This window comes from Pseudomonas sp. N-1-13 (assembly GCF_057787095.1).
Genome location: NZ_JBYNRI010000001.1, coordinates 1,728,237 through 1,755,225, shown reverse-complemented (window position 1 = coordinate 1,755,225; position 26,989 = coordinate 1,728,237). Strand labels below are relative to the sequence as shown.

At 60.3% G+C, this 26,989-nt stretch carries 26 protein-coding genes; 12 read left to right on the top strand and 14 right to left on the bottom strand.

Features of this window, described 5'->3' with window-relative positions; translation table 11 throughout:
- Window positions 1-18: 18 nt before the first annotated feature.
- On the top strand, window positions 19-2,967 hold the full coding sequence (locus AC3I65_RS08070) for an HD domain-containing phosphohydrolase (RefSeq protein WP_488523610.1): 2,949 nt from the start codon (window positions 19-21) through the stop codon (window positions 2,965-2,967).
- Window positions 2,968-3,036: 69 nt separating this feature from the next.
- On the opposite strand, the gene AC3I65_RS08065 is transcribed toward AC3I65_RS08070, so the two are convergent.
- Window positions 3,037-3,519, bottom strand: coding sequence for a GAF domain-containing protein (locus tag AC3I65_RS08065; protein ID WP_047226378.1), 483 nt, complete (start codon window positions 3,517-3,519; stop codon window positions 3,037-3,039).
- Entirely contained in the window at window positions 3,516-4,406 is an 891-nt protein-coding gene (locus tag AC3I65_RS08060; RefSeq protein ID WP_047226377.1) for an ATP-binding protein, read from the bottom strand. Before AC3I65_RS08060 ends, AC3I65_RS08065 begins: the two co-directional genes overlap by 4 nt.
- Before the next feature lie 163 nt (window positions 4,407-4,569).
- On the opposite strand from AC3I65_RS08060, the gene AC3I65_RS08055 reads away from it, so the two are divergent.
- Window positions 4,570-6,891, top strand: coding sequence for a hybrid sensor histidine kinase/response regulator (locus AC3I65_RS08055; protein WP_288912843.1), 2,322 nt, complete (start codon window positions 4,570-4,572; stop codon window positions 6,889-6,891).
- Here AC3I65_RS08055 and AC3I65_RS08050 read toward each other — a convergent pair.
- The 3 genes from AC3I65_RS08050 to msrB form a co-directional block, all read right to left on the bottom strand.
- Window positions 6,875-7,336 (bottom strand): MarR family winged helix-turn-helix transcriptional regulator, encoded by a 462-nt coding sequence (locus tag AC3I65_RS08050; protein ID WP_047226375.1) that lies wholly within the window; start codon window positions 7,334-7,336, stop codon window positions 6,875-6,877. The genes AC3I65_RS08055 and AC3I65_RS08050 overlap by 17 nt on opposite strands.
- A complete protein-coding gene (locus tag AC3I65_RS08045; protein WP_488523609.1) occupies window positions 7,333-7,818 on the bottom strand; it encodes a glutathione peroxidase in 486 nt (161 codons plus the stop codon). Before AC3I65_RS08045 ends, AC3I65_RS08050 begins: the two co-directional genes overlap by 4 nt.
- Window positions 7,819-8,002: 184 nt before the next feature.
- Window positions 8,003-8,398, bottom strand: coding sequence for a peptide-methionine (R)-S-oxide reductase MsrB (msrB, locus tag AC3I65_RS08040; protein WP_047226373.1), 396 nt, complete (start codon window positions 8,396-8,398; stop codon window positions 8,003-8,005).
- Window positions 8,399-8,618: 220 nt separating this feature from the next.
- On the opposite strand from msrB, the gene AC3I65_RS08035 reads away from it, so the two are divergent.
- The gene (locus AC3I65_RS08035) at window positions 8,619-9,830 is read left to right on the top strand and encodes a pyridoxal phosphate-dependent aminotransferase (RefSeq protein ID WP_047226372.1); all 1,212 of its coding nucleotides are present in this window, start codon (window positions 8,619-8,621) and stop codon (window positions 9,828-9,830) included.
- Between the two features lie 299 nt (window positions 9,831-10,129).
- On the top strand, window positions 10,130-11,017 hold the full coding sequence (htpX, locus tag AC3I65_RS08030) for a protease HtpX (RefSeq protein ID WP_047226371.1): 888 nt from the start codon (window positions 10,130-10,132) through the stop codon (window positions 11,015-11,017).
- 193 nt (window positions 11,018-11,210) lie between these two features.
- Here the strand turns inward: htpX and AC3I65_RS08025 are convergent, their stop codons facing one another.
- Window positions 11,211-11,864: a thiopurine S-methyltransferase gene (locus tag AC3I65_RS08025; RefSeq protein ID WP_188251187.1), complete on the bottom strand. Its 654-nt coding sequence runs from the start codon at window positions 11,862-11,864 to the stop codon at window positions 11,211-11,213.
- A 104-nt stretch (window positions 11,865-11,968) separates the two neighbouring features.
- On the opposite strand from AC3I65_RS08025, the gene AC3I65_RS08020 reads away from it, so the two are divergent.
- Window positions 11,969-12,736, top strand: coding sequence for a DODA-type extradiol aromatic ring-opening family dioxygenase (locus AC3I65_RS08020; RefSeq protein ID WP_274090271.1), 768 nt, complete (start codon window positions 11,969-11,971; stop codon window positions 12,734-12,736).
- Window positions 12,737-12,920: 184 nt separating this feature from the next.
- Here the strand turns inward: AC3I65_RS08020 and AC3I65_RS08015 are convergent, their stop codons facing one another.
- Window positions 12,921-14,594, bottom strand: a complete 1,674-nt coding sequence (locus AC3I65_RS08015; protein ID WP_047226368.1) for a DEAD/DEAH box helicase — start codon at window positions 14,592-14,594, stop codon at window positions 12,921-12,923.
- A 338-nt stretch (window positions 14,595-14,932) separates the two neighbouring features.
- Complete coding sequence (locus AC3I65_RS08010; RefSeq protein ID WP_047226367.1) at window positions 14,933-15,688, bottom strand: spermidine synthase; 756 nt, start codon at window positions 15,686-15,688, stop codon at window positions 14,933-14,935.
- A gap of 135 nt (window positions 15,689-15,823) precedes the next feature.
- Between AC3I65_RS08010 and AC3I65_RS08005 the strand changes: the two genes are divergently transcribed.
- A complete protein-coding gene (locus AC3I65_RS08005) occupies window positions 15,824-17,170 on the top strand; it encodes a class II 3-deoxy-7-phosphoheptulonate synthase (RefSeq protein ID WP_047226366.1) in 1,347 nt (448 codons plus the stop codon).
- A gap of 133 nt (window positions 17,171-17,303) precedes the next feature.
- On the opposite strand, the gene AC3I65_RS08000 is transcribed toward AC3I65_RS08005, so the two are convergent.
- Together AC3I65_RS08000 and AC3I65_RS07995 are read right to left on the bottom strand one after the other, a co-directional pair.
- On the bottom strand, window positions 17,304-18,533 hold the full coding sequence (locus tag AC3I65_RS08000) for a winged helix-turn-helix domain-containing protein (protein WP_281459418.1): 1,230 nt from the start codon (window positions 18,531-18,533) through the stop codon (window positions 17,304-17,306).
- A gap of 64 nt (window positions 18,534-18,597) precedes the next feature.
- Complete coding sequence (locus tag AC3I65_RS07995; RefSeq protein ID WP_047226364.1) at window positions 18,598-18,819, bottom strand: DUF1127 domain-containing protein; 222 nt, start codon at window positions 18,817-18,819, stop codon at window positions 18,598-18,600.
- Between the two features lie 97 nt (window positions 18,820-18,916).
- On the opposite strand from AC3I65_RS07995, the gene AC3I65_RS07990 reads away from it, so the two are divergent.
- The gene (locus AC3I65_RS07990) at window positions 18,917-19,771 is read left to right on the top strand and encodes a LysR substrate-binding domain-containing protein (protein WP_171061402.1); all 855 of its coding nucleotides are present in this window, start codon (window positions 18,917-18,919) and stop codon (window positions 19,769-19,771) included.
- Here AC3I65_RS07990 and AC3I65_RS07985 read toward each other — a convergent pair.
- Window positions 19,761-20,495: a sulfite exporter TauE/SafE family protein gene (locus tag AC3I65_RS07985; protein ID WP_047226362.1), complete on the bottom strand. Its 735-nt coding sequence runs from the start codon at window positions 20,493-20,495 to the stop codon at window positions 19,761-19,763. The genes AC3I65_RS07990 and AC3I65_RS07985 overlap by 11 nt on opposite strands.
- Window positions 20,496-20,656: 161 nt before the next feature.
- Here AC3I65_RS07985 and AC3I65_RS07980 point away from each other — a divergent pair, with 161 nt between their 5' ends.
- From AC3I65_RS07980 to AC3I65_RS07970, 3 genes are all read left to right on the top strand, one after another.
- A complete protein-coding gene (locus AC3I65_RS07980; protein WP_316912816.1) occupies window positions 20,657-21,118 on the top strand; it encodes a MarR family winged helix-turn-helix transcriptional regulator in 462 nt (153 codons plus the stop codon).
- A gap of 355 nt (window positions 21,119-21,473) precedes the next feature.
- On the top strand, window positions 21,474-21,893 hold the full coding sequence (locus AC3I65_RS07975) for an organic hydroperoxide resistance protein (RefSeq protein WP_047226360.1): 420 nt from the start codon (window positions 21,474-21,476) through the stop codon (window positions 21,891-21,893).
- Window positions 21,894-21,928: 35 nt separating this feature from the next.
- Complete coding sequence (locus AC3I65_RS07970) at window positions 21,929-22,942, top strand: alpha/beta hydrolase (protein ID WP_076385714.1); 1,014 nt, start codon at window positions 21,929-21,931, stop codon at window positions 22,940-22,942.
- A 208-nt stretch (window positions 22,943-23,150) separates the two neighbouring features.
- Here AC3I65_RS07970 and AC3I65_RS07965 read toward each other — a convergent pair whose 3' ends face one another.
- Window positions 23,151-23,720, bottom strand: a complete 570-nt coding sequence (locus AC3I65_RS07965) for an elongation factor P (RefSeq protein ID WP_003199385.1) — start codon at window positions 23,718-23,720, stop codon at window positions 23,151-23,153.
- Window positions 23,721-23,768: 48 nt separating this feature from the next.
- Window positions 23,769-24,902 carry an elongation factor P maturation arginine rhamnosyltransferase EarP gene (gene earP, locus AC3I65_RS07960; RefSeq protein ID WP_281459419.1) on the bottom strand — a complete coding sequence of 378 codons (1,134 nt, stop codon included), beginning with the start codon at window positions 24,900-24,902 and terminating at the stop codon, window positions 23,769-23,771.
- A gap of 124 nt (window positions 24,903-25,026) precedes the next feature.
- Here earP and AC3I65_RS07955 point away from each other — a divergent pair, with 124 nt between their 5' ends.
- Together AC3I65_RS07955 and AC3I65_RS07950 are read left to right on the top strand one after the other, a co-directional pair.
- A complete protein-coding gene (locus tag AC3I65_RS07955) occupies window positions 25,027-25,413 on the top strand; it encodes a hypothetical protein (RefSeq protein WP_488523608.1) in 387 nt (128 codons plus the stop codon).
- A 2-nt stretch (window positions 25,414-25,415) separates the two neighbouring features.
- Window positions 25,416-25,898, top strand: coding sequence for a GreA/GreB family elongation factor (locus AC3I65_RS07950; RefSeq protein ID WP_047226356.1), 483 nt, complete (start codon window positions 25,416-25,418; stop codon window positions 25,896-25,898).
- A 10-nt stretch (window positions 25,899-25,908) separates the two neighbouring features.
- Here the strand turns inward: AC3I65_RS07950 and cysB are convergent, their stop codons facing one another.
- Entirely contained in the window at window positions 25,909-26,883 is a 975-nt protein-coding gene (gene cysB / locus AC3I65_RS07945) for an HTH-type transcriptional regulator CysB (RefSeq protein WP_018603112.1), read from the bottom strand.
- Window positions 26,884-26,989: the final 106 nt, after the last annotated feature.

Genomic DNA, 26,989 nt, shown 5'->3' with positions numbered 1-26,989 from the left:
ACACTTGGAGTGACTGCAATGCCCAGCGCACCGCGTCCGCAACAACGCCGGTTCCCCTTGCACGTACACATCAGCGTGATGTTTACGTTGCTCCTGCTGCTGACCGGTGTGGTGCTAGGCATTTTCAACTATCACCAAACCACACAAATCATCCTGTCCAGCAGTGAAAAACTGTTCAACCGCATCGAGCAGGACGTACGCCTGGATTTGTATGACACCTATGAACCCATCCGCCACCTGTTGGGCCTGCTAGCCGATTACCCGGCGACACGTGAACCCAGGATCGCTCAGCGCCTGGCCCTGCTCGCCCCCTTCAGCCAGGCGCTGCGGGACAACCCGAACCTGGCGTCGCTGTACCTGGGCGACAGCAATGGCGACTTCCTGATGGTCCGTCCCTTGCGTACCGAAGCCCTGAAGACCGCGCTGAAAGCACCGGCCAACGCGGCCTACCAGGTCTGGACCGTGGATAGGACAGCTACCCCCGGCCAGGTTCGTGCCCAGTCGCTGTTCTACGACCAGAGCCTGACGCTCGTCAGCCGTCAGGACATTGCCGACGAATCCTACGATCCACGCAACCGAGGCTGGTTTCGCAGCGCGCTGGGAAGCGCCGAGCAAATCACCACCGAACCCTACGTATTCTTCTCCACCCAAAACCTGGGCACCACCCTCGCCCGGCGCAGTGGCGAACAGGCGGTCATCGCTGCCGACCTGACCCTGGCGTCCCTGTCCCAGACCCTGGCCAAGCACAGGGTGACCGCCGGCACCGAAATTGTGCTGCTCGACCCCCAGGGCAATACAGTCGCCTACCCCGACAGTCATCGGCTGATCACCGACATCCAGTCGGCACGCCTGATCAAGGCACGCGACCTCAGCCCGGCCATCGCCGCCGCACTCGACGACAACACCGACACCCCACGCCTGGAGGCTGGTGGACGCCAATGGATCGTTTCGCGCAGCCACATGCAGGAAGGCGGGCCGCAGGGCCTGGAACTGGCGTTGCTGGTCCCTGAGGATGAGTTGCTGGCCGATGCCTATCGCATGCGCTGGCAAGGCGCGCTGATTACCCTCGCCACTCTGCTCCTGTGCCTGCCCCTGGGCTGGTTGACCTCCAGGATTCTGGTCAAGCCCCTGCGCGCACTGGTGCAGGAGGCGGACGCCATCCGCAGCTTCGATTTCAACTACCCGGTGTCCCGTCGCTCCCCCGTGCTGGAGGTCGATCAGTTGGGCGTCTCGATGGCGCGAATGAAAGAGACCCTGGCAAGCTTCTTCGAAATCACCGCCAGTCTGCGCGCCGAAACCCGCTTTGCCCCGTTGCTGGAGCGGGTGCTGTTCGAAACAGTGAAAATCGGCCAGGCCCAGGCCGGCCTGATTTACCTGCGCGAGAACGATGACGATCAGGTCAGGCCCTATGGGTTGGTCATCGATGGAAGGCCTCGGGACCTTGCTGCCTTCGGCTTGCAAGGTCATGCGCTCAAGGCACAGGACAGCCCGCCATGGCTGCAGCAACTGGACGCCTCGGACAACCTCGTCACCTCGTTGGGCTTCGAGCAGGTCGGCGACCTCAAGAGTGTCCTGCTGGCACTGGATGCGCCACGGGTTCACCTGATCGGCATCCGCCTGCGCAATCGTCACCAGGAAACCGTCGGGGTTCTGGTGTTGCTGATAACCGACAGCGGCACCGAAGCCGACCTGGAAAAACTGCAGCCAGACCGCATCGCCTTCCTGCAGGCCGTGTCCGGCGCCGCCACCGTGAGCATTGAAGGCCAGCGCCTGCAAGCCCGGCAAAAACAACTGCTCGATTCGTTCATTCAACTGCTGGCTGGGGCGATCGATGCCAAGAGTCCTTACACCGGCGGTCATTGCCAGCGGGTGCCAGCCCTGACGCTGATGCTCGCCCAGGCCGCCGCTGCCAGCCAGGCGTCGGCATTCCAGGCCTACCGTCCCACGGAAGATGAGTGGGAAGCGCTGCACATCGCCGCCTGGCTGCACGATTGCGGCAAGGTCACCACCCCCGAATACGTGGTCGACAAAGCCACCAAACTGGAAACCCTGAACGACCGGATCCACGAGATCCGCACGCGCTTCGAGGTGCTCAAGCGCGACGCCTGGGTCGATTATTGGCAGGCCCTGGCAACGGGTGGCGAGCCGTCATCCCTGGCCCAGCGACGCGACGCCACACTGGCCAGCCTCGATGACGACTTTGCTTTCGTCGCCCGCTGCAACCTCGGCTCCGAGGCCATGGCCGACGCCGACCTGCAACGTTTGCAAGATATCGCCCAACGCCCCTGGACCCGGACCCTGGATGACCGCCTGGGGGTTTCCTGGGAAGAGAACCGGCGCCAGGCACGCACGCCCAAGCCTGCGCTTCCAGTCACTGAACGGTTGTTGGCGGACAAGCCCGAGCACCTGCTGGAGCGGCACGAAGCCGAGCTGATCCCGACAGACAACCCGTGGGGGTTCCAGCTCGACGTGCCGCCCTGGAAGTACAACCGCGGCGAGCTTTACAACCTCAGCATCAAACGAGGCACGCTGACGCGTGAAGAGCGTTACGTCATCAACCATCACATGGTGCAAACAATCCTGATGCTCAGCCAGTTACCCTTTCCCAGCCATTTGGGCAACGTGGCGGAGATCGCTGGCGGGCATCACGAGAAGATGGACGGCACGGGATATCCCAAGCGGCTCAAACGCGAGGAGATGAGCCTGCCGGCACGCATGATGGCGATTGCGGACATTTTCGAAGCACTGACGGCTGCCGATCGTCCTTACAAGAAGGCCAAGAAACTGAGTGAAGCCCTGGGCATCATGGCCATCATGTGCCGTGACGCCCACATCGATCCAGAGCTGTTCGGGCTGTTCATCGATGAAAAGATCTACCTGAGCTACGCCAACCAGTTTCTCGATCCGCGCCAGATCGATGAGGTCGACCCGGACAGCCTGTTGGACAAGGCCGGACTGAAGGCATGAAAGCCGCCGTTGTAGGCGCTGCCGAGCCGAACGCGGTCCGAGCTATGGCCAACTGCTACGGCAAGCGGGTCAGCAGTCTGTCAGGCGCAGGAAGATATCGGCCAGTTGCTCGATACCGGCCCGGTCATGCTCGGTAAAACGTGCCAGTTTCGGACTGTCCAGGTCGAGCACGCCGATCAGGCGCCCGCCCTTGACCAGCGGCACCACCAGTTCGCTGTTCGACGCGCTGTCGCAGGCGATATGCCCGGCAAAGGCATGGACGTCTTCAACACGCTGAGTCTGGCGGGTCGCCGCCGCTGTCCCGCACACACCACGGCCAAAGGGAATTCGCACGCAGGCGATCTGCCCCTGGAATGGGCCCAGCACCAGTTCTTCGTTGCGATTGAGGTAAAAGCCGGCCCAGTTCAAGTCGTCCAGCTGACTGAACAGAAAGGCCGAAAACTGCGCGGCATTGGCGATGAAATCACGCTCATCGGCCAGCAAGGACTCAAGCTGTGCCGCTAACAAGCCATAGCCGTCGAGACCTTCGCCGGTGCCTTTCAAATCGATCATGCCTTATTCTCCAGAAGTTTGAGGCCCACCCAATATCGGGCAAACTGATAAGCGCAACGTCCGTTGCGGTTGCCGCGCCCGGTGGCCCAACGCACTGCCTGCACATCCAGCGCTTCATCACGCTGCCAGGCCAGCCCGGCCTTGGCCGCCAGCTCGCCGATCCAGTGCTCCACCACGTTGAGGAAATGCTCCTGGGTAAACGGATAAAACGACAGCCACAACCCGAAACGGTCAGACAGGGCGATCTTGTCCTCCACGGCCTCGCTGGGGTGAAGCTCGCCATCGACCCGCTTCCAGTTCTCGTTGTCGCTTTCCTTTTCCGGCACCAGGTGACGGCGGTTGGAGGTGGCGTACAACAGCACGTTGTCCGGCGCCTGTTCCAGAGACCCGTCCAACACGCTTTTAAGAACGCGGTAATCGCCCTCCCCGGACTCGAACGACAGGTCATCGCAGAACAGCACAAAGCGCTGCGGCAGCTTTGCGATTTGTTCGACCACCCGCGGCAGATCGGCCAGGTGATCGCGCTCGATCTCGATCAACCGCAAGCCATGCTGGGCATGTTCGGCCAGCAACGCGCGCACCAGAGACGACTTGCCAGTGCCACGCGAGCCCCACAGCAACGCATGGTTGGCCGGCATGCCATCGATGAACTGGCGGGTGTTGCGACCCAGCTGTTCAACCTGACGATCCACGCCAATCAGGTCCGACAGGCGCATGTCGAGGCTGACTTCAAGCGGCAGCAGGTAACCACTGCGCCCGTCGCGCTGCCAACGGGCCGCCAGCGTTCGGGTCCAATCGATAGCCGGCCGTGGAGCAGGCAACAAGGGCTCTATGCGAGCCAGCACCGCATCGGCACGCTCAAGAAAAGCATTCAATCGAGAGTCCATGTCTTCTCCTCGGACAGGTTCACAGTGATGATGGCGCTACAGCGACGAAACGCCGTACCCAATGGCGGGTCTATCCCACACAACATAAACCGGCTGCATCGGTATTCAGAGATGATCAGCTATGCTTGAGCGGCGAAGGGAAACGTAAGTGGTTCATCATTCCATGGACATCAGATTCACCCAACGGCTGTCCTACAAGCAGGCCCGGCTGACCGTTCTGGTGGGTTTCGTGCTGGGTACTTTGCTCAGCCTGATGCAGATCGGCATCGATTATGCCAGCGAAGACGCGTCGATCAACCGTGAAATCCTGTCGCTGCTGGAAATCAGCCACAACCCGGCATCGCGTATCGCCTATAACATCGATGCCGAACTCGCCCAGGAGCTGTCCTTGGGCCTGTTGCGCTCACCGGCCATCATCGGTGCCCAACTGATCGATAACAACAACACCGTGCTGGCCAGCGTCAAACGCCCCGAACTGCAGAGCAGTTACCGGTTCATCAGCGACTTTCTCTTCGGTGCCCAGCGCCAGTTCGAAGACCGCCTCTATCTGGACCACCTGCCGGCCGAGTCCCTGGGCGTGCTGCGGCTGGAGGTCGACACCTATGCTTTCGGCAGCCGGTTCCTGCGCCGGGCCGAAGTGACGCTGCTCAACGGTTTCGCCCGCAGCCTGATCCTGACCGGTCTGCTGCTGGCGTTGTTTTATGTGATGCTGACCAAGCCGCTGGTTCGGGTGATCCGCGAACTGAGCAGCCGCGATCCCAGCAGCGGCGAGCAGAGTCGTCTGGAATGCCCCTCCGGCCACCAGCAGGACGAGATCGGTGTACTGGTCTCGGTGGCCAACCAGCAGTTCGAAAATATCGCCACCGAGATCCAGCAACGGCGCACGGCCGAAAATCGCCTCACCGATTACCTGGCGCAGTTGGAAAACATTGTCTCGGCCCGTACCGCCGAACTCAAAGCCATCAATGCCCGCCTCAGCCAGTCCAACGAGGAGTTGGAAGTGGCCCGGCGCACCGCCCTGGATATGGCCGAAGCCCGCTCCGTCTTTCTGGCCAACATGAGCCATGAGATCCGCACGCCGCTCAACGGTCTGTTGGGAATGATCGCGCTGTCACTGGATGGCCCCCTGACGGCCGAACAACAGCAACAGCTATCGATCGCCCATGACTCGGGCAAGGTGCTGGTTGAACTGCTCAACGATATCCTTGATCTGTCGAAATTCGACGCCGGTCAACTGGAACTCGAACGCATCCCGTTCGACCTTGGCTCGCTGGTCGAAGACACCGCCAACCTGCTTTCCCAGAACGCAGCTCCCAGCGTCGAGCTGGCCTGCCTGATCGACCCGGCGCTTCCAGCACAGGTCCTGGGTGACCCTACCCGGGTGCGCCAGATCGTCAGCAACCTGCTGTCCAATGCGCTGAAATTCACTCGCTTCGGCCGGGTCGACGTACGTTTGAGTCCACATGAAGACGGCGTGCGAATCGAGATCTGTGACACCGGCATCGGCATCCCCCAGGAAGCCCAAGCACGAATTCTCCAGCCGTTCACCCAGGCCGGTGTTGGCATTACCCGCCAATTCGGTGGCACCGGGCTGGGCCTGGCGCTGACCTACAACCTCTGTGAAGCCATGCAAGGCCAGTTGACGATCACCTCCGAGGCCGGTTTCGGCAGCCAGTTCTGCGCTGACCTGCCCCTGCCCTGCCATACCCCGGCGACGCCCGTCGAGCCCTTGCGCGGCAATATTGTGGCCATCACCGACCGCAGCAGCGGCCTGGCCGAATTGCTCAACATGCTATTGCCCGGCTGGGGGCTGGACTATGAAAGACGTTCGGTGGATGACGGATTGCTGGGCCTCAAGCCTGATGTCCTGATTACCGACTGCCCGGAATGCCTGTTCAATATGCGTCCCACTTTCGACGCGCCCATCCTGCTGGTCACCGCATATGGCAGTTTTCTGCCCAGCGAAGAAGCCGCCGCCCTCGCGCCCTTGTTACAGCAGGCCCGGCCCCTGGCGCGCCATGCCCTCTATCAGATCCTGCGTCGCGCCTTGCAAAGCGACGCCACCACCATCAATGACGCTCAGATCGAAACCCTGGCGCCGTCCAAACGCGGGCGGGTGTTGCTGGTGGAAGACAATCCGGTCAACCAACTGGTGGCCAAGGGCATGCTGGTGAAGCTCGGTTGCGAAGTCATCGTCGCGGCCCATGGCGCCGAAGCCCTGGACCTGCTCGAACAGAGGGATTTCAATTTGGTCCTGATGGATTGCAACATGCCAGTCATGGACGGTTACGAAGCCAGTCGCCAGATCCGTCGCAGCGGGCGCTGGCCGGATCTGCCGATTGTCGCACTGACAGCCAACGCCATGCCTGAGGAACGTGAGCGATGCCGGGCCGCCGGCATGAACGATTACCTGTCCAAGCCGTTTCGGCGCGAAGAGCTGGCGGCGTTGCTGGACCAGTGGGTGCCGCTTACGTCAGCGCTTTGATCTGCCCCAACAGATGATCGAGACCGTCTCGCAACTCTCCCAGGCGGTCCAGGTCAAGCCCGCTGTCGCATAACAGGCGGGCCTTGAGCGGACCGACCTGCTCACGCAATTCCCAGCCGGTTTGCGTAAGGCTCAGATGCACCTCCCGCTCATCGCGGGCCGAACGCTGGCGCTGAACCAGGCTCAGTTGTTCCAGGCGCTTGAGCAACGGCGTCAGCGTGCCCGAATCCAGCAGTAGCCGTTCGCCCAGCGCCTTGACCGTGGGTTGTTCCGGCGCATTTACCTGCCACTCCCACAGCACCAGCATCGCCAGGTATTGCGGATAAGTCAGGCCGAGCTGATCGAGCATGGGCTTGTAGCCGCGAATGACCGCCCGCGACGCGGCGTACAGTTTGAAGCACAACTGGCTGTCGAGTTTCAGCGCATCGACTGACAGATCATTCATTTGAGTAAGGCTTCGATCTCACCGGTCAGGTCCTGGGGTTTGGTGGTCGGCGCAAACCGCTTGACCACCTGGCCGTCCTTGCCGATCAAGAACTTGGTGAAATTCCACTTGATGCCCTTGGACCCCAGTACGCCGGGCGCCCGCTGCTTGAGCTGGACAAACAGCGGATGGGCATTGGCGCCGTTGACCTCGATTTTCTTGAACAGCGGAAAACTCACACCAAAGTTCAACTCGCAGAACTCGGAAATCGCCCCCTCGTTGCCCGGCTCCTGCTTGCCAAATTGATTGCAGGGAAAGCCCAGCACCACCAGGCCCTGGTCCTTGTAGGTCTGCCACAACGCCTCAAGCCCCTTGTACTGGGGACTGAAGCCGCACTGGCTGGCAGTATTGACCACCAGCACAGCCTTGCCGGCGAAATCGGCGAGGGTCTTTTGCTCCCCCTTGATCGTGGTGCACGGGATGCTCAGCAGGTTGTCGCTCATGGCAAGGCTCCAGATGGGAAGAAGAGGACACTGAAGATAGCGAGCAATTAAATTGCATGCAATTTAATTATCCAAAAATACCCGCATCACAGATTGTGGGAGCCAGGCTTGCCCGCGATGAAGGCGACACGGTCTTTCAGAGATCGAGGTGCCTTCATCGCGAGCAAGCTTTGCTCCCACAGAGTTACCCTCGGGGCACCAGATCCAGGCACACCGAATTGATGCAATAACGCAAGCCCGTGGGTGGCGGGCCGTCAGGGAAGACGTGGCCCAGGTGCGCGTCACATTTGGCGCAGACCACTTCGGTGCGGATCATGCCGTGGCTGACATCGCGCACTTCCACCACTGCGCTGCCTTCGATCGGCGCGTAGAAACTGGGCCAGCCGCAACCGGAATCGAATTTGGTCTGCGAATCGAACAATGGCTCGTTGCAGCAGATGCAGTGGTACACACCATCAGTCTTGGTGTCGTTGTATTTACCGGAGAATGGCCGTTCGGTGCCCTTTAGCCGACAGACGTTGTACTGCTCCGGGTCAAGCATGGCGCGCCATTCTTCAAGGGTTTTCTGCAACTTTTCCATCGTCCTACCTCGGCAATTGAAAAAGCCCGATCCGACGCTTTTCCGCAGATCGGGCGGCACGTATGATTGCGCCTCGTCAGACGCCAGTCTGGCAGTCACGTCATGCGCATTCAAACGGATTGTCACGCATGTACCGCGTCAAGCCTGGGCACAGACGCAGGATCCCCAGTACGGTAGTTCACTCGCCGCCTGGATCGTTCATTTTCGGGAACACATCGCCATGCAGGTCAGCAAATCGAACAAGCTCGCCAACGTCTGCTACGACATTCGCGGCCCGGTGCTCAAGCACGCCAAACGCCTGGAAGAGGAAGGCCATCGCATCCTCAAGCTGAACATCGGCAACCCGGCACCCTTTGGTTTCGAAGCGCCCGATGAAATCCTCCAGGACGTTATCCGCAACCTGCCGACCGCCCAGGGCTACAGCGACTCCAAGGGCCTGTTCAGCGCCCGCAAGGCCGTGATGCAGTACTACCAGCAGAAACAGGTCGAAGGTGTCGGCATCGAAGACATCTACCTGGGCAACGGCGTGTCCGAACTGATCGTGATGTCGATGCAGGCCTTGCTCAACAACGGCGATGAGGTGCTGGTGCCGGCCCCGGACTACCCATTGTGGACCGCCGCCGTGAGCCTGTCGGGCGGCAACCCGGTGCATTACCTGTGCGATGAACAGGCCAACTGGTTTCCCGACCTGGCGGACATCAAGGCCAAGATCACCCCGAACACCAAGGCACTGGTGATCATCAACCCGAACAACCCCACTGGCGCGGTGTACTCCAGGGAGGTCCTGCTGGGCATGCTGGAACTGGCTCGCCAGCATAACCTGGTGGTGTTTTCCGACGAGATCTACGACAAGATCCTGTACGACGATGCCGTGCACGTCTGCACCGCGTCACTGGCGCCGGACCTGTTGTGCCTGACCTTCAACGGCCTGTCCAAATCCTATCGGGTGGCGGGTTTCCGCTCCGGCTGGATCGTTATTTCCGGTCCCAAGCATCACGCCCAGAGCTACATCGAAGGCATCGACATGCTGGCCAATATGCGCCTGTGTGCCAACGTACCGAGCCAACACGCGATCCAGACGGCGCTGGGTGGCTACCAGAGCATCAACGACCTGGTCCTGCCCCAGGGCCGGTTGCTGGAGCAACGCAACCGTACCTGGGAATTGCTCAACGACATTCCTGGTGTCAGTTGCGTCAAGCCAATGGGTGCGTTGTACGCCTTTCCGCGGATCGACCCGAAGGTCTGCCCGATCCACAACGATGAAAAATTCGTCCTCGACCTCCTGCTGTCCGAAAAGCTGCTGGTGGTCCAGGGCACGGCGTTCAACTGGCCATGGCCGGATCACTTCCGCGTCGTGACCCTGCCTCGGGTCGACGACCTGGACCAGGCCATTGGCCGGATCGGCAACTTCCTCAAGTCCTACCGCCAGTAATCCAGGTGGCGTGCGAGGGGACGACTCGCACGCTGTTTGATTCAGCAACACATCCGTTTCGCCCGTTGCGGCAGGCCTTCTACACTGAAGGCGCGGCAGACGGTGCGCGGCGCGACTCAACGTTCACGGGGTACGGGCGCTCCTTTTCTTTTCCGCGGTCACTTTCAGAAAAGTCTTTCAAACATTTGCGACGCGTGTAGGACACAGTTTGAAATAGTCGGCGTGTTGAATAGCCTGCGGCGGCACCTTATATACCCCGCATAACGCTACATCTTTAGCATGAGGAGATTTCCACAACCATGATGCGCATCCTGCTGTTTTTGGCCACTAACCTGGCGGTCGTGCTGATTGCCAGCATCACCCTGAGCCTTTTTGGCTTCAACGGGTTCATGGCGGCCAACGGGGTTGACCTCAACCTCAGTCAGCTGCTGATCTTCTGTGCGGTGTTCGGTTTCGCCGGTTCCCTGTTCTCGCTGTTCATCTCCAAGTGGATGGCGAAGATGAGCACCAGCACCCAGATCATCACTCAGCCGCGCACTCGCCACGAACAATGGCTGCTGCAAACCGTCGAGCAGCTGTCACGCGAAGCCGGCATCAAGATGCCGGAAGTGGGCATCTTCCCAGCCTACGAGGCCAACGCCTTCGCCACCGGTTGGAACAAGAACGACGCGCTGGTCGCCGTCAGCCAGGGCTTGCTCGAGCGGTTTTCGCCGGATGAAGTCAAGGCTGTGCTGGCCCATGAGATCGGTCACGTCGCCAACGGCGACATGGTGACGCTGGCGCTGATCCAGGGCGTCGTGAACACCTTCGTCATGTTCTTTGCCCGCATCATCGGCAACTTCGTCGACAAGGTGATCTTCAAGAATGAAGAAGGCCAGGGCATCGCCTACTACGTGGCGACCATTTTCGCCGAGTTGGTATTGGGCATCCTCGCCAGCGCCATCGTCATGTGGTTCTCGCGCAAACGTGAGTTCCGCGCAGATGATGCCGGCGCACGCCTGGCTGGCACCAGCGCCATGATCGGCGCCCTGCAACGCCTGCGTGCCGAGCAAGGTTTGCCGGTACACATGCCCGACACCCTCAATGCCTTTGGCATCAACGGTGGCATCAAGCAAGGCCTGGCTCGCATGTTCATGAGTCACCCGCCACTGGAAGAGCGTATCGACGCACTGCGTCGTCGCGGCTGACAGGTTCAAGCTTCAAGAAAAAGCCCGCAGCGATGCGGGCTTTTTTTCTGCCTGATTTATGAGTTGCCGGGTCTGACCCCATCGCGAGCAGGCTCGCTCCCACAAGGGGCTTCAGCGAGTGCCAATTCATAGTTCGCAACGGATCAACTGTGGGAGCGAGCCTGCTCGCGACAAGGCCAGCGGGCACGCCACATCAACGACTGGAAACCCGATACACCCGCTCATCCAGCCTTTTGACCCCAGCCTGCAAGAACTTCCAGCTTTCCCCCAGCACATCCTGCTCCTGCAATACCTCCAGCCGCCAGACCTCGCCCAGCAGCCTCTGCACTTCGCCATCCCCTACGGAAAACGGCGGGCCAGGCATTTCATCCTGTGAGTAATCCAGAGTAATGAGCAATCCGACACACTGCGGCAGAATCTTCTGCAGATGAGCCGCATACCGCTCCCGCATCGGCCCAGGCAGGGCGATCAATGCAGCGCGATCGTACAGCGCCGTGCAATCGCTCACATCCTCCGGGCTCAGGGCAAAGAAATCACCGCAGCGGATTTCAATGTCAGCGGCACGGAACACCTTGAATGCGCCCTCTTCACTCACGCTCGGCTCAAGCTGATGCTCAAGGAAGAAATCCGCGGCGGCTTTTTCCGACAGCTCCACCCCCAGTACCGAATACCCCTGTTGGGCAAGCCACAAGAGGTCGAGCGTCTTCCCGCATAGGGGCACCAGCACCCGACTGCCCTGCTCAACCCCCAGTTGCGACCAGAAACGTTGCAGATAGGGATTCACCTCTGGCAGATGAAAACCGATCTGATTCGTTGACCAGCGCTTGTGCCAAAACTCAGGCTCCATCACTCACTCCAGAAAAACCGATTAAAACGGGCTAAAACTTATATTAGATTTAGATCATAGACCTGACAGAAGATGGCGACATCTTAACGCTCAGGAGTCCGTTCATGCTGCCCAGCCTGTTTATCTCCCATGGCTCACCGATGCTGGCCCTGGAACCCGGCGACAGCGGCCCGGCACTGGCTCGCCTCGCCGCGCAACTGCCCACACCCAAAGCCATCGTCATCGTGTCCGCGCACTGGGAAAGCAGTGAACTACTGGTCAGCGCCAATCCGCATCCACGGACCTGGCACGACTTCGGCGGCTTCCCGCCGGCTCTGTACGAGGTGCAATATCCGGCGCCGGGCGATCCACAATTGGCGGGGCAAGTGGCGGCCCTGCTCAACGCCGCACACCTGCCGGCACGCCTGGACACAGAGCGACCCTGCGATCATGGCGTGTGGGTGCCGTTGTCCTTGATGTACCCCAAGGCCGAGATTGCCGTCGTGCAGATCTCCCTGCCCAGCCGACAAGGGCCGGCCCTGCAAACCCAGGTCGGCCGGGCCTTGGCGAGCCTGCGCCAGCAAGGCGTGTTGCTGATCGGCTCAGGCAGCATCACCCATAACCTGCGCGACCTGGACTGGAACGCCGGCCCCGAAAGCATTGAGCCCTGGGCCAAGGCTTTTCGTGACTGGATGGTGGAGAAATTGGCAGAGGACGACGAAGCCGCGCTGCATGATTACCGTCGCCAGGCACCCCACGCCGTGCGCAGCCATCCCAGTGACGAGCACTTGTTGCCGTTGTATTTTGCCCGGGGTGCGGGAGGTGAATTCAGCGTTGCCCATCAGGGGTTCACCCTGGGCGCTTTGGGGATGGACATCTATCGGTTTGACTGATGAACCGAGTCGCGTTCAATCGCGAGCAGGCTCGCTCCCACATTTGACTGCATTTACCTGTGCCACTGTGGGAGCGAGCCTGCTCGCGATGGGCTCGCCCTGAAAAGACACCCAGCTTCAGGCAAAAAAAATCCCCGAACCAGTCGGGGATTTTTTATGTTCGATCAATCAGCCCGAGAGCGGATCAATCTTCGCGATAGCGACGCAGTTTAAGCTGCTTGCCGGCGACACGAGTGTCCTTCAGTTTGGTCAGCAACTTCTCCAGACCATCTTCCGGCAGCTCTACCAGGCTGAAGCTGTCACGTACCTGGATGCGACCGATGGCCTCACGAGCCAGACCGCCTTCGTTGAGGATGGCGCCCAGCAGGTTCTTGGCCGCGATGCCGTCACGGGCACCCAGCGCAGTACGGCAGCGCGCACGGCCTTCGGCCAGCGGGATCGGCGCACGACGCTCGCGATCACCACGGTCCGGACGATCACCGCTACGCTCTGGACGATCGCCACGCGGTGCGTTGTTCGGCACCAGTGGACGTTCTTTCTCGATCGCAGCGAGGGTCAGCGCCTGGCCATTGGTGGCCTTGCGCAGCAGAGCAGCGGCCAGGGCACGTGGGGTGCAACCGATGTCGGCGGTCAGGCGATCGAGCAGATCACCGTGGGTCGATTCGGCGTCAGCCACCAGTGGCGACAGGCTGTTGGTGAGCTTCTTGATGCGGGCATCGAGAACTGCCTGGGCGTCCGGCAGGCGAACCTCGGCGACCTTCTGACCGGTTACACGCTCGATCACTTGCAGCATGCGGCGCTCACGCGGGGTGACCAGCAGCAGTGCACGACCTTCGCGACCGGCACGGCCGGTACGGCCGATACGGTGAACGTAGGATTCCGGATCGTACGGCATGTCCACGTTGAACACGTGGGTGATGCGCGGAACGTCCAGGCCACGGGCGGCAACGTCAGTGGCCACAACGATGTCCAGACGGCCATCCTTGAGGGAGTCGATCACACGCTCACGCTGGTTCTGGGCAATGTCACCGTTCAGCGCAGCGGCTTTGTAGCCTTTGGCTTCCAGGGCGCTGGCCAGGTCCAGGGTCGCTTGCTTGGTACGTACGAACATGATCAGGGCGTCGAAATCCTCGACTTCCAGCAGGCTCAGTACGGCCGAGGTCTTCTGGTCGGCGTGAACCAACAGGTGAGCCTGTTCGATCGCGGTGACGGTCTGGGTCTTGGTCTGGATCTTTACGTGTTGCGGGTCGCGCAGGTGGCGCTCGGCAATGGCGCGGATCGACTGCGGCAGAGTGGCCGAGAACAATACAGTCTGACGGGTCGCTGGCAGGGCCTTGAAGATGACTTCCAGGTCATCCATGAAACCCAGCTTGAGCATTTCGTCGGCTTCATCGAGAACCAGGTGGTTCACGGTGGCCAGGACTTTTTCGTCACGACGCAGGTGGTCGCACAGACGGCCCGGAGTGGCGACAACAATCTGCGCGCCGTTACGGATGGCTTTGAGTTGCGGGCCCATTGGAGCGCCGCCGTAAACAGCCACAACGGTTACACCAGGCATCTGCTTGGAGTAGGTTTCAAAAGCGGTTGCTACTTGCAGCGCCAACTCACGAGTTGGCGCCAGGATCAGGGCTTGCGGTTCGCGCTTAGCAGGATCGATGCGATGCAGGATCGGCAGGGCGAACGCGGCGGTTTTACCCGTACCGGTTTGCGCCTGACCAATCATGTCGTGACCGGCCATGATGATCGGGATCGATTGCTGCTGAATAGCCGAAGGTTCTTCGTAACCGGTCGCAATGACGGCTGCAAGAATGTTCGGATTAAGATTAAAAGCGACGAAGCCGCCGGTTTCCTGGGTCATGGGTCTGCCTCTAAGTGCATCCGCAAAGACCCATGCTCCAAAGCTGCGCATGCCGTGTTGAGACTCAAGAGTCGCCCTGGCTGCTTTGTCGGCGGGGATTTGCGAAAACGAATGAATGAAAAAGAACGTCGTGGAAGCATCCGTTGTGCGGACATGCAACCGAAGCTGGCTTCGGGGAATTGCGCTACCTTGACGCGGCCCGGCTAAAGGCCGGCGCGCACTATACCGGAAATCGCCCGAAAAGGGAGATTTTTTATTGCCAAACCCGGTTATGGGACTGGCTGTCATGGGCGTCGGGACAGCCGGCTTAAACGATTTACCTTCCGACAGCTTGCCTATCAAGTCGCCGGACGAATGGCCTTGATCAACGACTGCAACGAATAACCCAGCCGCGGCGCCAGCCCTTCGGCCCGGGCGACCAGTCCTTGCATGTCCAGTTCCTGGTCCAGATCCGCCGGCACGATCAGGATGACATTGCCTTCTTTAACCGGCAGCTCCCAGTAATGCCGGTGGTACAAGCCGCGCAGCAGCGCCGCGCCCAATGGCTTGCCGTCGTCGGTGGCCCATTGGTTGATCACCAGCCAGCCGCCGGGGTTGAGGCGTTTCTGGCAGTTCTCCAGAAAACCCCAGGCCAGGTGCCCGACGCCAGGGCCGACGTCGGTATAGAGGTCGACAAAGATCAAATCCGCAGGCTCGGCGGTTTCAAGCAGCTCCAGGGCATCGCCGACGCGGATGTACAGCCGCGGATCGTCGTCCAGCCCCAGGTATTGGATGGCCAGGCGCGGCACATCGGGGCGCAGTTCGATGGCTTCGACATCTTCCAGCGGCAGAAACTTGAGGCAAGCCTGGGTCAGCGTCCCGGCGCCCAGCCCAAGAAACAGCGCGCTTTCCGGCTGCTCGTGGCACAACGCGCCAATCAACATGGCGCGGGTGTAATCATATTCGAGCCAGCTCGGGTCGGCCGTGAACACGCAGCTCTGTTCGATGGCATCGCCAAATTCCAGAAAACGGTAGTCCGCCACTTCGAGAACCCGGATAACACCGAACTCGTCATGCACTTCGGCGAGCAAATGCTCGACGCGCTCCTCTGTCATTTCATCTCCTGTGGCTGCGCTGACCCTGAACATAACCGGGGCAAAAGCGCGATTGTCCGCGAAGCGACGCAAACAGGTCACGCACTAATTTGCTGATAACATGGCAGCCCGAGCGTAAACCACCTAGAGATCATGATGAGCCAACCCTGGAGCCCTGACAGCTGGCGCGCCCTGCCGATCCAGCAGCAACCCCAATACCCCGACGCGGCGCATTTGCTGCAGGTCGAGCAGACCCTGGCCAGTTATCCGCCGCTGGTGTTTGCCGGTGAAGCCCGGGAGTTGCGCCGTCAGTTCGCCGAAGTCACCCAAGGCCGGGCCTTCCTGCTGCAGGGCGGCGACTGCGCCGAGAGCTTTGCCGAGTTCTCGGCGGCGAAGATCCGCGACACCTTCAAGGTGTTGCTGCAAATGGCCATCGTCATGACCTTCGCCGCCGGTTGCCCGGTGGTCAAGGTCGGTCGTATGGCCGGACAGTTCGCCAAACCGCGCTCGGCCAACGATGAGACGATTGGCGGGGTAACCCTGCCGGCCTATCGCGGCGACATCGTCAACGGCATCGGCTTCGACGAAAAAAGCCGCGTACCGGACCCGGAGCGGCTGCTGCAGTCCTACCATCAGTCCACCGCCACCTTGAACCTGCTAAGGGCCTTCGCCCAGGGCGGATTCGCCGATCTGCATCAGGTGCACAAGTGGAACCTGGACTTCATCGCCAACTCGGCCCTGGCTGAGAAGTACAGCCACCTGGCCGACCGTATCGACGAAACCCTGGCCTTCATGCGCGCCTGCGGCATGGACAGCTCGCCGCAATTGCGCGAAACCAGCTTCTTCACCGCCCACGAAGCGCTGCTGCTCAATTACGAAGAAGCTTTCGTGCGCCGCGACAGCCTGACCAACGACTACTACGACTGCTCGGCCCACATGCTGTGGATCGGTGACCGCACCCGTCAGTTGGACGGTGCCCATGTCGAATTCCTGCGCGGGGTGAACAACCCGATCGGCGTCAAGGTCGGCCCGAGCATGAACCCCGACGACTTGATCCGTCTGATCGACGTGCTCAATCCGGACAATGATCCGGGGCGGCTTAACCTGATCGCGCGAATGGGCGCGAACAAGGTCGGCGATCACCTGCCGCAGCTATTGCGCGCCGTGCAACGAGAAGGCAAGCAGGTGCTGTGGAGTTCGGACCCGATGCACGGCAACACCATCAAGGCCAGTAGCGGTTACAAGACCCGGGACTTCGCGCAAATCCTCGGGGAAGTGAAACAGTTCTTCCAGGTTCACGAAGCCGAGGGCACCTATGCCGGCGGCATCCACATCGAAATGACCGGGCAGAACGTCACCGAGTGCATTGGCGGCGCGCGGCCGATCACCGAGGACGGGCTGTCGGACCGTTACCACACTCATTGCGATCCGCGGATGAATGCCGATCAGTCGCTGGAACTGGCGTTTTTGATTGCCGAGACGTTGAAGCAGGTGAGGCGGTGAGTCAGTAAGTCATTCGCCGTTTGTTGGATTGCTATCGCGAGCAGGCTCGCTCCCACATTGACCGCGGCGTTCACAAATCCTGTGTTCACCAAAGGTCAACTGTGGGAGCGAGCCTGCTCGCGATGAGGCCAATTCAGTCACCCCCCACCTCAGCCAACGCCCCCGCCAGCCGAACCCCACCCGCCCGAGCGCAATTGAGCTGGACCCGCGCCAACCCCAGCCAGTCGGCCAAGCGTCGCAGGCTCACCGCCAAAGCCTGCATCCCCTCCTCGTCCAGCCCCGGTTCCTCCTCGTGCACGGCATGCACCGCCAATCGACCCAAAGCCCGCTCCGCCCGCAGATCCACCCGCGCGGCGATACGTTCGTTGTGCAGGAATGGCAGCACGTAGTAGCCATATACACGCTTGTGAGCTGGGGTATAAATCTCCAGCCGATAACGGAAATCGAACAGCCGCTCGGTACGGCTACGCTCCCAGACCAATGAATCGAAGGGCGACAACAACGCACTGGCCGCCACCTTGCGGGGAATCTTCGCGGTGGGTCGGCACCAGGCCGGTTGCTTCCAGCCTTGCACCTGGCAGCGCACCAGTTCACCGGCCTCCTCCAGTTCGGCCAGTCGTCCACGGCTATCGGCCGGATCGAGTCGAAAATAGTCGCGCAAATCTTTCTCGGTGCCCACACCCAAGGCTTGGGCGGCATGCAGCAGCAAGGCGCGCTGGGCCTGGGGCTCGTCAGGCAGCGGTTGTTGCAGGACCGAGGACGGAAACACGCGTTCCGGCAAGTCGTAAAGCCGCTCGAAGCCCCGCCGCCCCGCCACCGTCACTTCACCCGCCGCGAACAGCCATTCCAGCGCATGCTTCTCGGCGCTCCAGTCCCACCAGGGGCCGGCCTTTTCCTGGCGCGTGGACAAGCTGCCCGCCCCCACCGCACCTTGCTCGCGGACCGAAGCCAGTACGCGGCGAATGACATCCTGACGCTCCTGACCGAACTGCGCCAACTGTCGATAAATGCCCTCACCGCGGGACGCACGCTCCATGCGCCAGCGCATCAGCGGATACATCGCCAGCGGCAGCAATGAGGCTTCATGACCCCAGTATTCGAACAGCGTACGACGTCGACCCTGGCTCCAGGCTGCCTGGTCGAGCAAATCAGAGGTGTAGTGACCGAGACGGGAAAACAGCGGAAGGTAGTGCGAACGCACCAATGCATTGACCGAATCAATCTGCAGGACGCCGAGGCGCTCAATCAGGCGGTTAAGGCGCGCCGGTTGCACCGAAGCTGACGTCGGCCGCCCGTCGAATCCTTGGGCGGCCAGCGCCAGACGCCGGGCCTGTTTGAGGGTAAAGGACAGAGTCGCGGGCATGAAGATCTCCTTGTCTGCTCGCAACCTACCTCACCATTAAGCGGTTTGTGTAGGGAAGGATCGCTCATTTGTGCATCGGGTCATCCCAGAATGGCCGAACCACTTCCTTTTCGACGTCGGCACGGCTGACGCCGATGTCCTTGAGCGCCTCATCGCTCATTCCGGCAAGCAGTTCACGTTCGTGGTGCAATTCGTACCAGCGGCTAAACTTGTGCAGCAGAGCGCTGATGGAAAAGCCATGGGATGAGAGTTTTTCTATCAGTAGATAACCTTTTTGACCTTTCATCGTGATGTCCTCCGTTGGGGATGGCTCAAGTCTCACGCTAACGCTAAGATCAATCCAACGAATGTTTCTTATGCAATACATCTCGGAGATTGATCAATTGTCGAGTTACCCGAGCATCGATACGGAAGTGCTGCGTACCTTTGTCGCCATCGCTGACCAGGGCGGTTTCACCCGTGCCGGTGAGTTGGTCAATCGCACCCAGTCCGCCGTCAGCATGCAGATGAAGCGACTGGAAGAAGATGTATTGCAGCGGCGGCTGTTCGAGCGTGACGGGCGCCAGGTCAAGCTGACCGCCGAAGGCCAGGTGTTGCTCGGCTACGCCCGGCGGATCCTCAAGCTGCACAGCGAAGTGTTCAACACCCTGCGTGAGCCGCACATGGTCGGCACGGTGCGCATCGGCACCCCGGACGATTATGTGATGCGTTTTTTGCCGGGGATCCTGCAGCGCTTCGCCCAGTTCTATCCCTTGATCGAAATTGAAGTGCACTGCGAGTCGTCCAAGCAGTTGCTGCTGCGCCAGGATCTGGACCTGTCCATCGTCACCCGCAAACCGGGGGACGAAATCGGCCAGTTATTGCGCAAGGAGCGCTTTGTCTGGGCCGAAGCGGCATGCTTCAACGTCCACGAACAAACACCGTTGCCGCTGGCGATGTTCAACAGTGATTGCTTCTGCCGGCAATGGGCCTGCAATGCACTGGATGCCATGGGCCGCGATTATCGCGTGGCGTACAACAGCTCGAGCCTGTCGGCGCTCATGGCAGTGGTTGGCGCGGGCCTGGCGATCACCGCGCAACTGGAAAGCCTGCTGACCCCGGACATGCGCGTGCTGGGCGAGGCGGAAAACCTGCCGCAGTTGCCCGAAGCGAGCATCATGCTGATCCGCAACCTGCATAATCCGTCGCCGATCACCGAGTGCCTGGCCGAGCACATCGTCGAAGGTTTCAAACTTTAAAGGCGAGCAAGATCGCGCACAGCACCAGGAAACCGCAGAACAGCCCGCGCAGCAGCCGCTCCGGCATGGCGTGGGCGACTTTTACCCCCCAACTGATACTGAGCAGGCCACCAGCGGCCAGCGGCAGGCCGATCCACCAGTCCACTTGGTGATGCACCGCATACGTGGCGAGGGTCACACCAGTACTGGGCAAGGCCAACGAGAGAGACAATCCCTGGGCGACCACCTGACTGGTACCGAACAGGCTGGTCAGGAACGGCGTCGCGACGACCGCCCCGCCGACACCGAACAATCCGCCCATGGTCCCCGACGCCGCCCCCAACACGGCGAGCCACGGCCAGCCATAACGCATCTGCGCCGAAGCCGGGGGGCTGGCGGCGAACATGCGAATCAGGTTGTAGGCCGCCAGCACGATCAGGAAGGCCACGAAGCCGATTCGCATGCTTTGCGCGTCGATACCCACCGCCCAGATCGAGCCAAGCCAGGCAAAGCAAAAACCCATGGAGGCCAGTGGCAGTACATGACGCATTTCAATGCGATTGCGCTGGTGGTAGCGCCACAAGGCGAGCATCACGTTTGGCACGACCATCACCAGGGCCGTGCCCTGGGCGATCTGCTGATCGAGGCCGAACAACAGGCCCAGCACCGGAATGGCGATCAACCCGCCACCAATCCCGAACAATCCCCCCAAAGTGCCCAATGCGGCACCGAACGCCAGATACATCACACCTTCGATCACAGCCGATTCCCCCTTGATCAGGGCGCTTATCCTACGCAGTCGGCACTCGCGGGGGAACGCAACTTCCGATCAGAACGTCAGAATTATCTGGCGCATTAAAGGTTCGCCCGCTAGATTCGTAGCGATCATTGATTGAAGGTTCTGCCATGAGCACCCAACGCGACACCTCCGACCCCTGCGAAGCCCTGTTGCTCGACAACCAGGTGTGCTTCGCCCTGCACTCCACGTCGCTGCTGATGACCAAAGTCTACAAGCCGCTGCTGCAAGCCCTGGGCCTGACTTATCCGCAGTACCTGGCGATGATGGTGCTGTGGGAAAAGGACGGCCTGACTGTCGGGGAAATCAGCAACCGCCTGCTCACCGATCCGGGTTCACTGACCCCGTTGCTCAAGCGCCTGGAGGCCGAGGGCTTGCTGAGCCGCACCCGCAGTCGTGAGGATGAACGCGTGGTCATCGTCGAGCTCACCGAACAGGGACGCGCCCTGCAGGAAAAGGCCCTCAACATTCCCCAGTGCATTCTCGGCGCCAGTGGCCAGACCCTGGAGCAATTGAAGAAGCTGCAGCATGACCTGCAAGAGCTGCGCGGGAATTTGCAAGACAGCCTCTGAAACGCAGCCTGTCCAGCAGCACCGTCAACTGCCCCAACGCTATCGCGAGCAGGCTCGCTCCCACATTTTGATCTTTGGTGGACGCACTTTTTGTGTTCAACACAGATCGTTGTGGGAGCGAGCCTGCTCGCGATGGCACCAGTCCGATCACCTCCTGCCCCCTCTCTTAAAAAAAAATTTTCAGCTGATGAAACCGCTCTAACTCAAGGGATCTACGCCGTTTGAACGAGCGAAATTCAATTCCCCTTAAAAATTTATCTTGCGCGCAAAATATTAGCGCTATACATTTGCCTCACACCTAATTAGCGCACAAACATTTAGCGCTGCAACAGCAACCAAAACCGAGGCTCTCACCATGCAAACGCTCTACACCGCAATCGCAACTTCCACCGGTGGCCGTGATGGTCGTGCAATCTCCAGCGACAACATCCTGGACGTCAAACTCGCCACCCCCAAAGAACTCGGCGGTGCAGGCGGCGCGGCAACCAACCCGGAACAACTGTTCGCTGCCGGCTACTCGGCCTGCTTCATCGGTGCCCTGAAATTCGTCGCAAGCCAAAGCAAGCGCAAGATTGCGGATGACGCCTCGATCACCGCCCATGTCGGTATCGGCCAGATTCCCGGTGGTTTCGGCCTCGACATCGACCTGCACATCAGCTTGCCCGGTCTGGACCTGGCCGATGCACAGAGCCTGGTGGACGCAGCTCACCAAGTCTGCCCGTACTCCAACGCCACTCGTGGCAACGTCGATGTGCGCCTGCACGTCACCGTTTAACCAACGCCTTCCAGCCTGCACTTAAGGAGATGCACATGAACACCTTCAGCAAAGCCTTGACCGGCACCCTTCTGGCACTGAGCGTCGGCAGCGCGTTCGCCGACGGCATCGTGGAACACAACACCCAGGCGTTTCTCGACGCGCTGAATGCCGGCACCGGCAAGCCATTGGAGCAACTGTCGCCCAAGGACGCCCGCGCGGTACTGGTCGGCGCCCAGGCCGGGGTGAAACTGAGCTTGCCCAAGGCCGACGTCAGCGAGAAAACTATTGAGGTCGATGGCCAGCCGATCAGCCTGACCATCGTCCGGCCGGCCGGCGTCAAGGGTGAACTGCCGGTGTTCATGTTCTTCCACGGCGGTGGTTGGGTATTGGGGGATTTCCCAACCCACGAACGGCTGGTTCGGGATCTGGTGGCCGGATCAGGTGCCGTCGCAGTGTTCGTCAACTACACGCCTTCGCCGGAAGCGCATTACCCGGTAGCGATCAATCAGGCCTACGCCGCGACGAAATGGGTGGCCGAGCATGGCAAGCAAATCAATGTCGACGGCAAGCGCCTGGCCGTGGTGGGCAACAGCGTCGGCGGCAACATGGCAGCGGTCGTGGCGTTGATGGCCAAGGACAAAGGTACCCCGGCGATCAAATTCCAGGCCTTGTTGTGGCCGGTGACCGATGCCAGCTTCGAGACGGCGTCCTACAACCAATTCGCCGAGGGACACTTCCTCAGTAAAAACATGATGAAGTGGTTCTGGGACAACTACACCACCGATGCCGGGCAACGCAGCGAGATCTATGCCTCTCCGTTACGCGCCAGCACCGCGCAACTCAAGGGCCTGCCGCCCGCGCTGGTACAGACCGCGGAGGCCGACGTGTTGCGCGATGAGGGTGAAGCCTACGCCCGTAAACTGGACGCGGCTGGCGTGCCGGTCACGGCGGTGCGCTACAACGGCATGATTCACGATTATGGTTTGCTCAATGTGGTGAGCCAGGTGCCAGCGGTGCGTTCGGCGATGTTGCAGGTATCCCAAGAACTGAAACAACATCTGAAGTGACTGGTGGCGCAACCCTGTGGGAGCAAGGCTTGCCCGCGATGAACACAGCGCGGAACCGAGGCGTCTGGATCGCGAGCAAGCTTTGCTCTCACAAGGCAGGATTAAATCCCCTCGTCACCGTCTCCATCCTGCCCTCTGTCTGAACATGATCCGCAGGCATGAAAAAGCCCGACTCAATGGTCGGGCTTTTTCATACACAAGACTTCGCTTATTTAGCGCGGCCTTTGTAGGAACCGCCTTCGCGGGTATCGATCTCGATCATGTCGCCGATTTCGATGAAGTCAGCAACCGACAGCTCGGTACCGTTCTTCAGTTTGGCAGGCTTCATTACCTTGCCGGAAGTGTCACCGCGAGCGGAACCTTCGGTGTAGTCAACCTGACGCACGATGGTGGTCGGCAGTTCTACGGAGACCAGACGCTCTTCGAAGAACACGGCTTCGCAGACGTCGGTCATGCCTTCTTCGATGAACGGCAGAACGCTTTCGATGTCTTCGGCGTTCAGCTCGTACATGGTGTAGTCAGTGGTGTCCATGAACGTGTAGGTGTCGCCGCTGATGAAGGACAGGGTCGCTTCTTTGCGGTCGAGGATCACGTCGTCCAGTTTGTCATCGGCGCTGTAGACGATCTCGGTTTTGTAACCGGTCAGCAGGTTCTTCAGCTTGGTCTTCATGATCGCGCTGTTACGACCCGACTTGGTGAACTCAGCTTTCTGAACCAGCCAAGGATCGTTTTCGAGACGGATCACGGTCCCGGGTTTCAGTTCTTTACCAGTTTTCATTGCGAATATCCGAATTTGGATGGGATTTACAAAAATCTAGGCCGCGTATCATATCCAATTTACATAAAACTTCACCAGCGCTGCGGCAAGATCGGGTCGCGAGGCCTGTTCCAGACACCATGCCTGGGCATGATCAAGCAGTTCCTGCTGCTGTTGATCGACCATTTTCCAGTGTTCGGCCATGTCCTGGCCAGCATTCCAGGATCGCCAGAGACCGCTGATCGCTTTTTCAGCCGGCTCCGAAAGGCCGTGGGTGTACAGCCGGAGGAATGCCTCGAGTTTTTCCAGGTGGACGTCTTCTTCCTGCTGGTAGATATGCCAAAGCAGCGGCCGACCCGCCCATTGGGCGCGCACGAAGGAGTCTTCACCCCGCACGGCGTTGAAATCGCAGCACCATAGCAGTTGATCGTACTGATCCTGGCGGACGAACGGCAGCACCTGCACCGTCAGGGCACCACGTTGTTGTACCGCACCGGCCTTCAGGCCATCGATGCCCAGCCAACGCTGGACATCGCCGAGCACCCGACCTTCGGGGATCAATACATGAGAGGCCTGGGTATCGGTCGCCATGGCATCGAACCAACTGGCAAGCCCGGCGTTTTCGTAGGCAAACAGCGAGATCAGACGCGAGCCCGGCGTCCGATGGACGCCCAACGCCTCCAGGAAAATCCGTTGCGCCTGGGCATCCTGCTGAAACTGCCGACGCCGCTCCAGCAGGCCGGCTTCACGCAGCAGCCCGCCCGTGCCCTCGCGGAAGCCCGGAAAAAAGAAATATTTCTGCACGTGCTTGTATTTGACCGAGGGTAATCCGTGGCACCCGATCACCCAATCTTCCGCACTCAGGTAATCGAGGTTCATCCACAACGGCGTGGTCTGCCGCTCGGCCATCGCATCCATGTAGGCGCTCGGCAACTGGCAGGCAAACGCGGCGATGACTACATCGGCGGCGTCGGTGGACGGCCAGACCTCAGGCCAATGGCAGACTTGCACACCCTGCTGCCATTGCTCGCACAGCGTGATGTCGATTTGCGGACACAGTCGTTCAAAGGCCCGCAGGTCATCGACCCATAGCCGCACCGCACATTGATGCTCGGCCACCAATTGCCGAGCCAGGCGCCAAGTGACGCCGATGTCGCCAAAGTTATCGACGACGGTGCAAAAAATATCCCAGCGCACGGTCATTCCCGAATCCCTGTGGCAAAGGCCTGATTGTCCCGCATTAAACCGATGATGCAGAAGAGCCGACGGCGATTAATCTTCATGCGACAATCGCCGCCTATCACGTGTTCATTGCCAGGAAGCAGCCATGTCCGATCACCCGCCAGCGCCACGCCTTACAGCCCTGCAATTGACCGTCAGCATTGCCCTGGGCCTGTGGCTGGGGTTTCTCGCCATCGTATTGACCGGTTGGCTGCTGTCCAGATTCCTGTTCAACGAACAACTGGCGCCAGTGGCCGCGGCCGTGCAGCAACTGGGGCAACCGCCAGCGATGCAACCGACCCCGGAGCCGCCAACCCCCATGTTCGAGCAGTACCAGCAAAATTTGCAACGAAACGAACAACGACAAGCCCTGGATCAAGCCCGCAGCGATCCTCGCAACCTGTCCAACCCCAAGTGTCAGTTCTGGTTGCAACAGGACCAGAACGCGCCCAGTGAAAAGAGCCGGGCCAACGTTTTGCAGTTTTGCGATTGATCATGAACAAACAGATCGTCCACCAACTGATTCTCGACAAACTCAGGATTGACCTGGGTATCGCCGAGCGCGCCGCGCAGACGGCCTACGAAACCGCGACCCACGAGGAAAACATCGCCGAGAACAAATACGACACCCTGGGTCTTGAAGCGTCTTACCTCGCTGCCGGGCAAGCCAGGCGTGTCGAAGAAATCCGCCAGGCCCTCGCCCTCTGCCAGAACCTGATACTCCGGCCCTACGACGAACAGCGCGGCATTCAGATTGGCACCCTGATCGGGCTGGCGGATGAAGATGACCGCCAGCAATGGTTGTTTCTGGGACCGGATGCCGCGGGCTTGAAAGTGTCGCTGGTGGGCCAGCCGATCACCGTCATCACCCCTCGCTCGCCGCTGGGACGAAGCCTGCTGGGCAAGTTCGAAGGGGATGAAGTAGAGATCGTCGTCGCAGGCGCCCGGCAACAGTTCGCTGTCACCGAGGCGATCTAGCACTCACTGTTCAGTGCACCGGTAATTCCACACCGTCGAACAGCTCTTCGAGTTCCTGCTTGTTGTGGCACTGGATGGCCTTGGCCATGACTTCCCGGGTCAGGTGTGGGGCGAACTTTTCGATGAAGTCGCACATGAAACCACGCAGGAAGGTGCCACGCCGGAAACCGATCTTGGTCACGCTGGACTCGAACAACTCGCTGGCATCCAGCACCACCAGATCGCCGTCCAGCTTGGTATCGACGGCCATTTTCGCCACGATGCCCACGCCCAGACCAAGGCGGACATAGGTCTTGATGACGTCGGCGTCGGCGGCGGTGAACACCACTTTCGGGGTCAGGCCGCGATGGCTGAAGGCTTCGTCGAGTTTCGAACGGCCGGTAAAACCGAATACGTAAGTCACGATGGGGTATTCGGCCAAGGCTTCAAGCGTCAACTTTGGCAGCTTGGTCAGCGGATGGCCCTGAGGCACAACCACGCAGCGGTTCCAGCGGTAGCACGGCATCATCACCAGATCGCCGAACAGTTCCAGAGCCTCGGTGGCGATGGCGAAATCCACGGTACCGTCCGCCGCCATTTCGGCGATCTGCATCGGCGAGCCCTGGTGCATATGCAAGGCCACGTCCGGGTATTGCTTGATGAAGTTGCTGATCACCGGAGGCAGTGCATAACGGGCCTGGGTGTGGGTGGTGGCAATCGACAGCGTGCCTTTTTTCTCGTTGGAAAATTCCTGGGCAATCTGCTTGATGCTTTCGACCTTGCGCAGGATCTCTCCGGCCGTGGTGATGATGCGCTCACCGGCCGGGGTCACGCGGGTCAGGTGCTTGCCGCTGCGGGCGAAAACTTCGACACCCAGCTCATCCTCCAACAGGCGGATCTGCTTGCTGATGCCGGGTTGCGACGTGTAGAGGCTTTGGGCAGTAGCGGAAACGTTGAGGTCGTGGTGCGCCACTTCCCAGATGTAGCGCAGTTGTTGAAGCTTCATATGTATCCCTCAAAGCAGTTGGACGCCACGGGCATCAGCGACGGTATATAACTATATGAATGGTTGCATCAATTAATCTAGAACTTTTTATAAAAAAGCCACTACT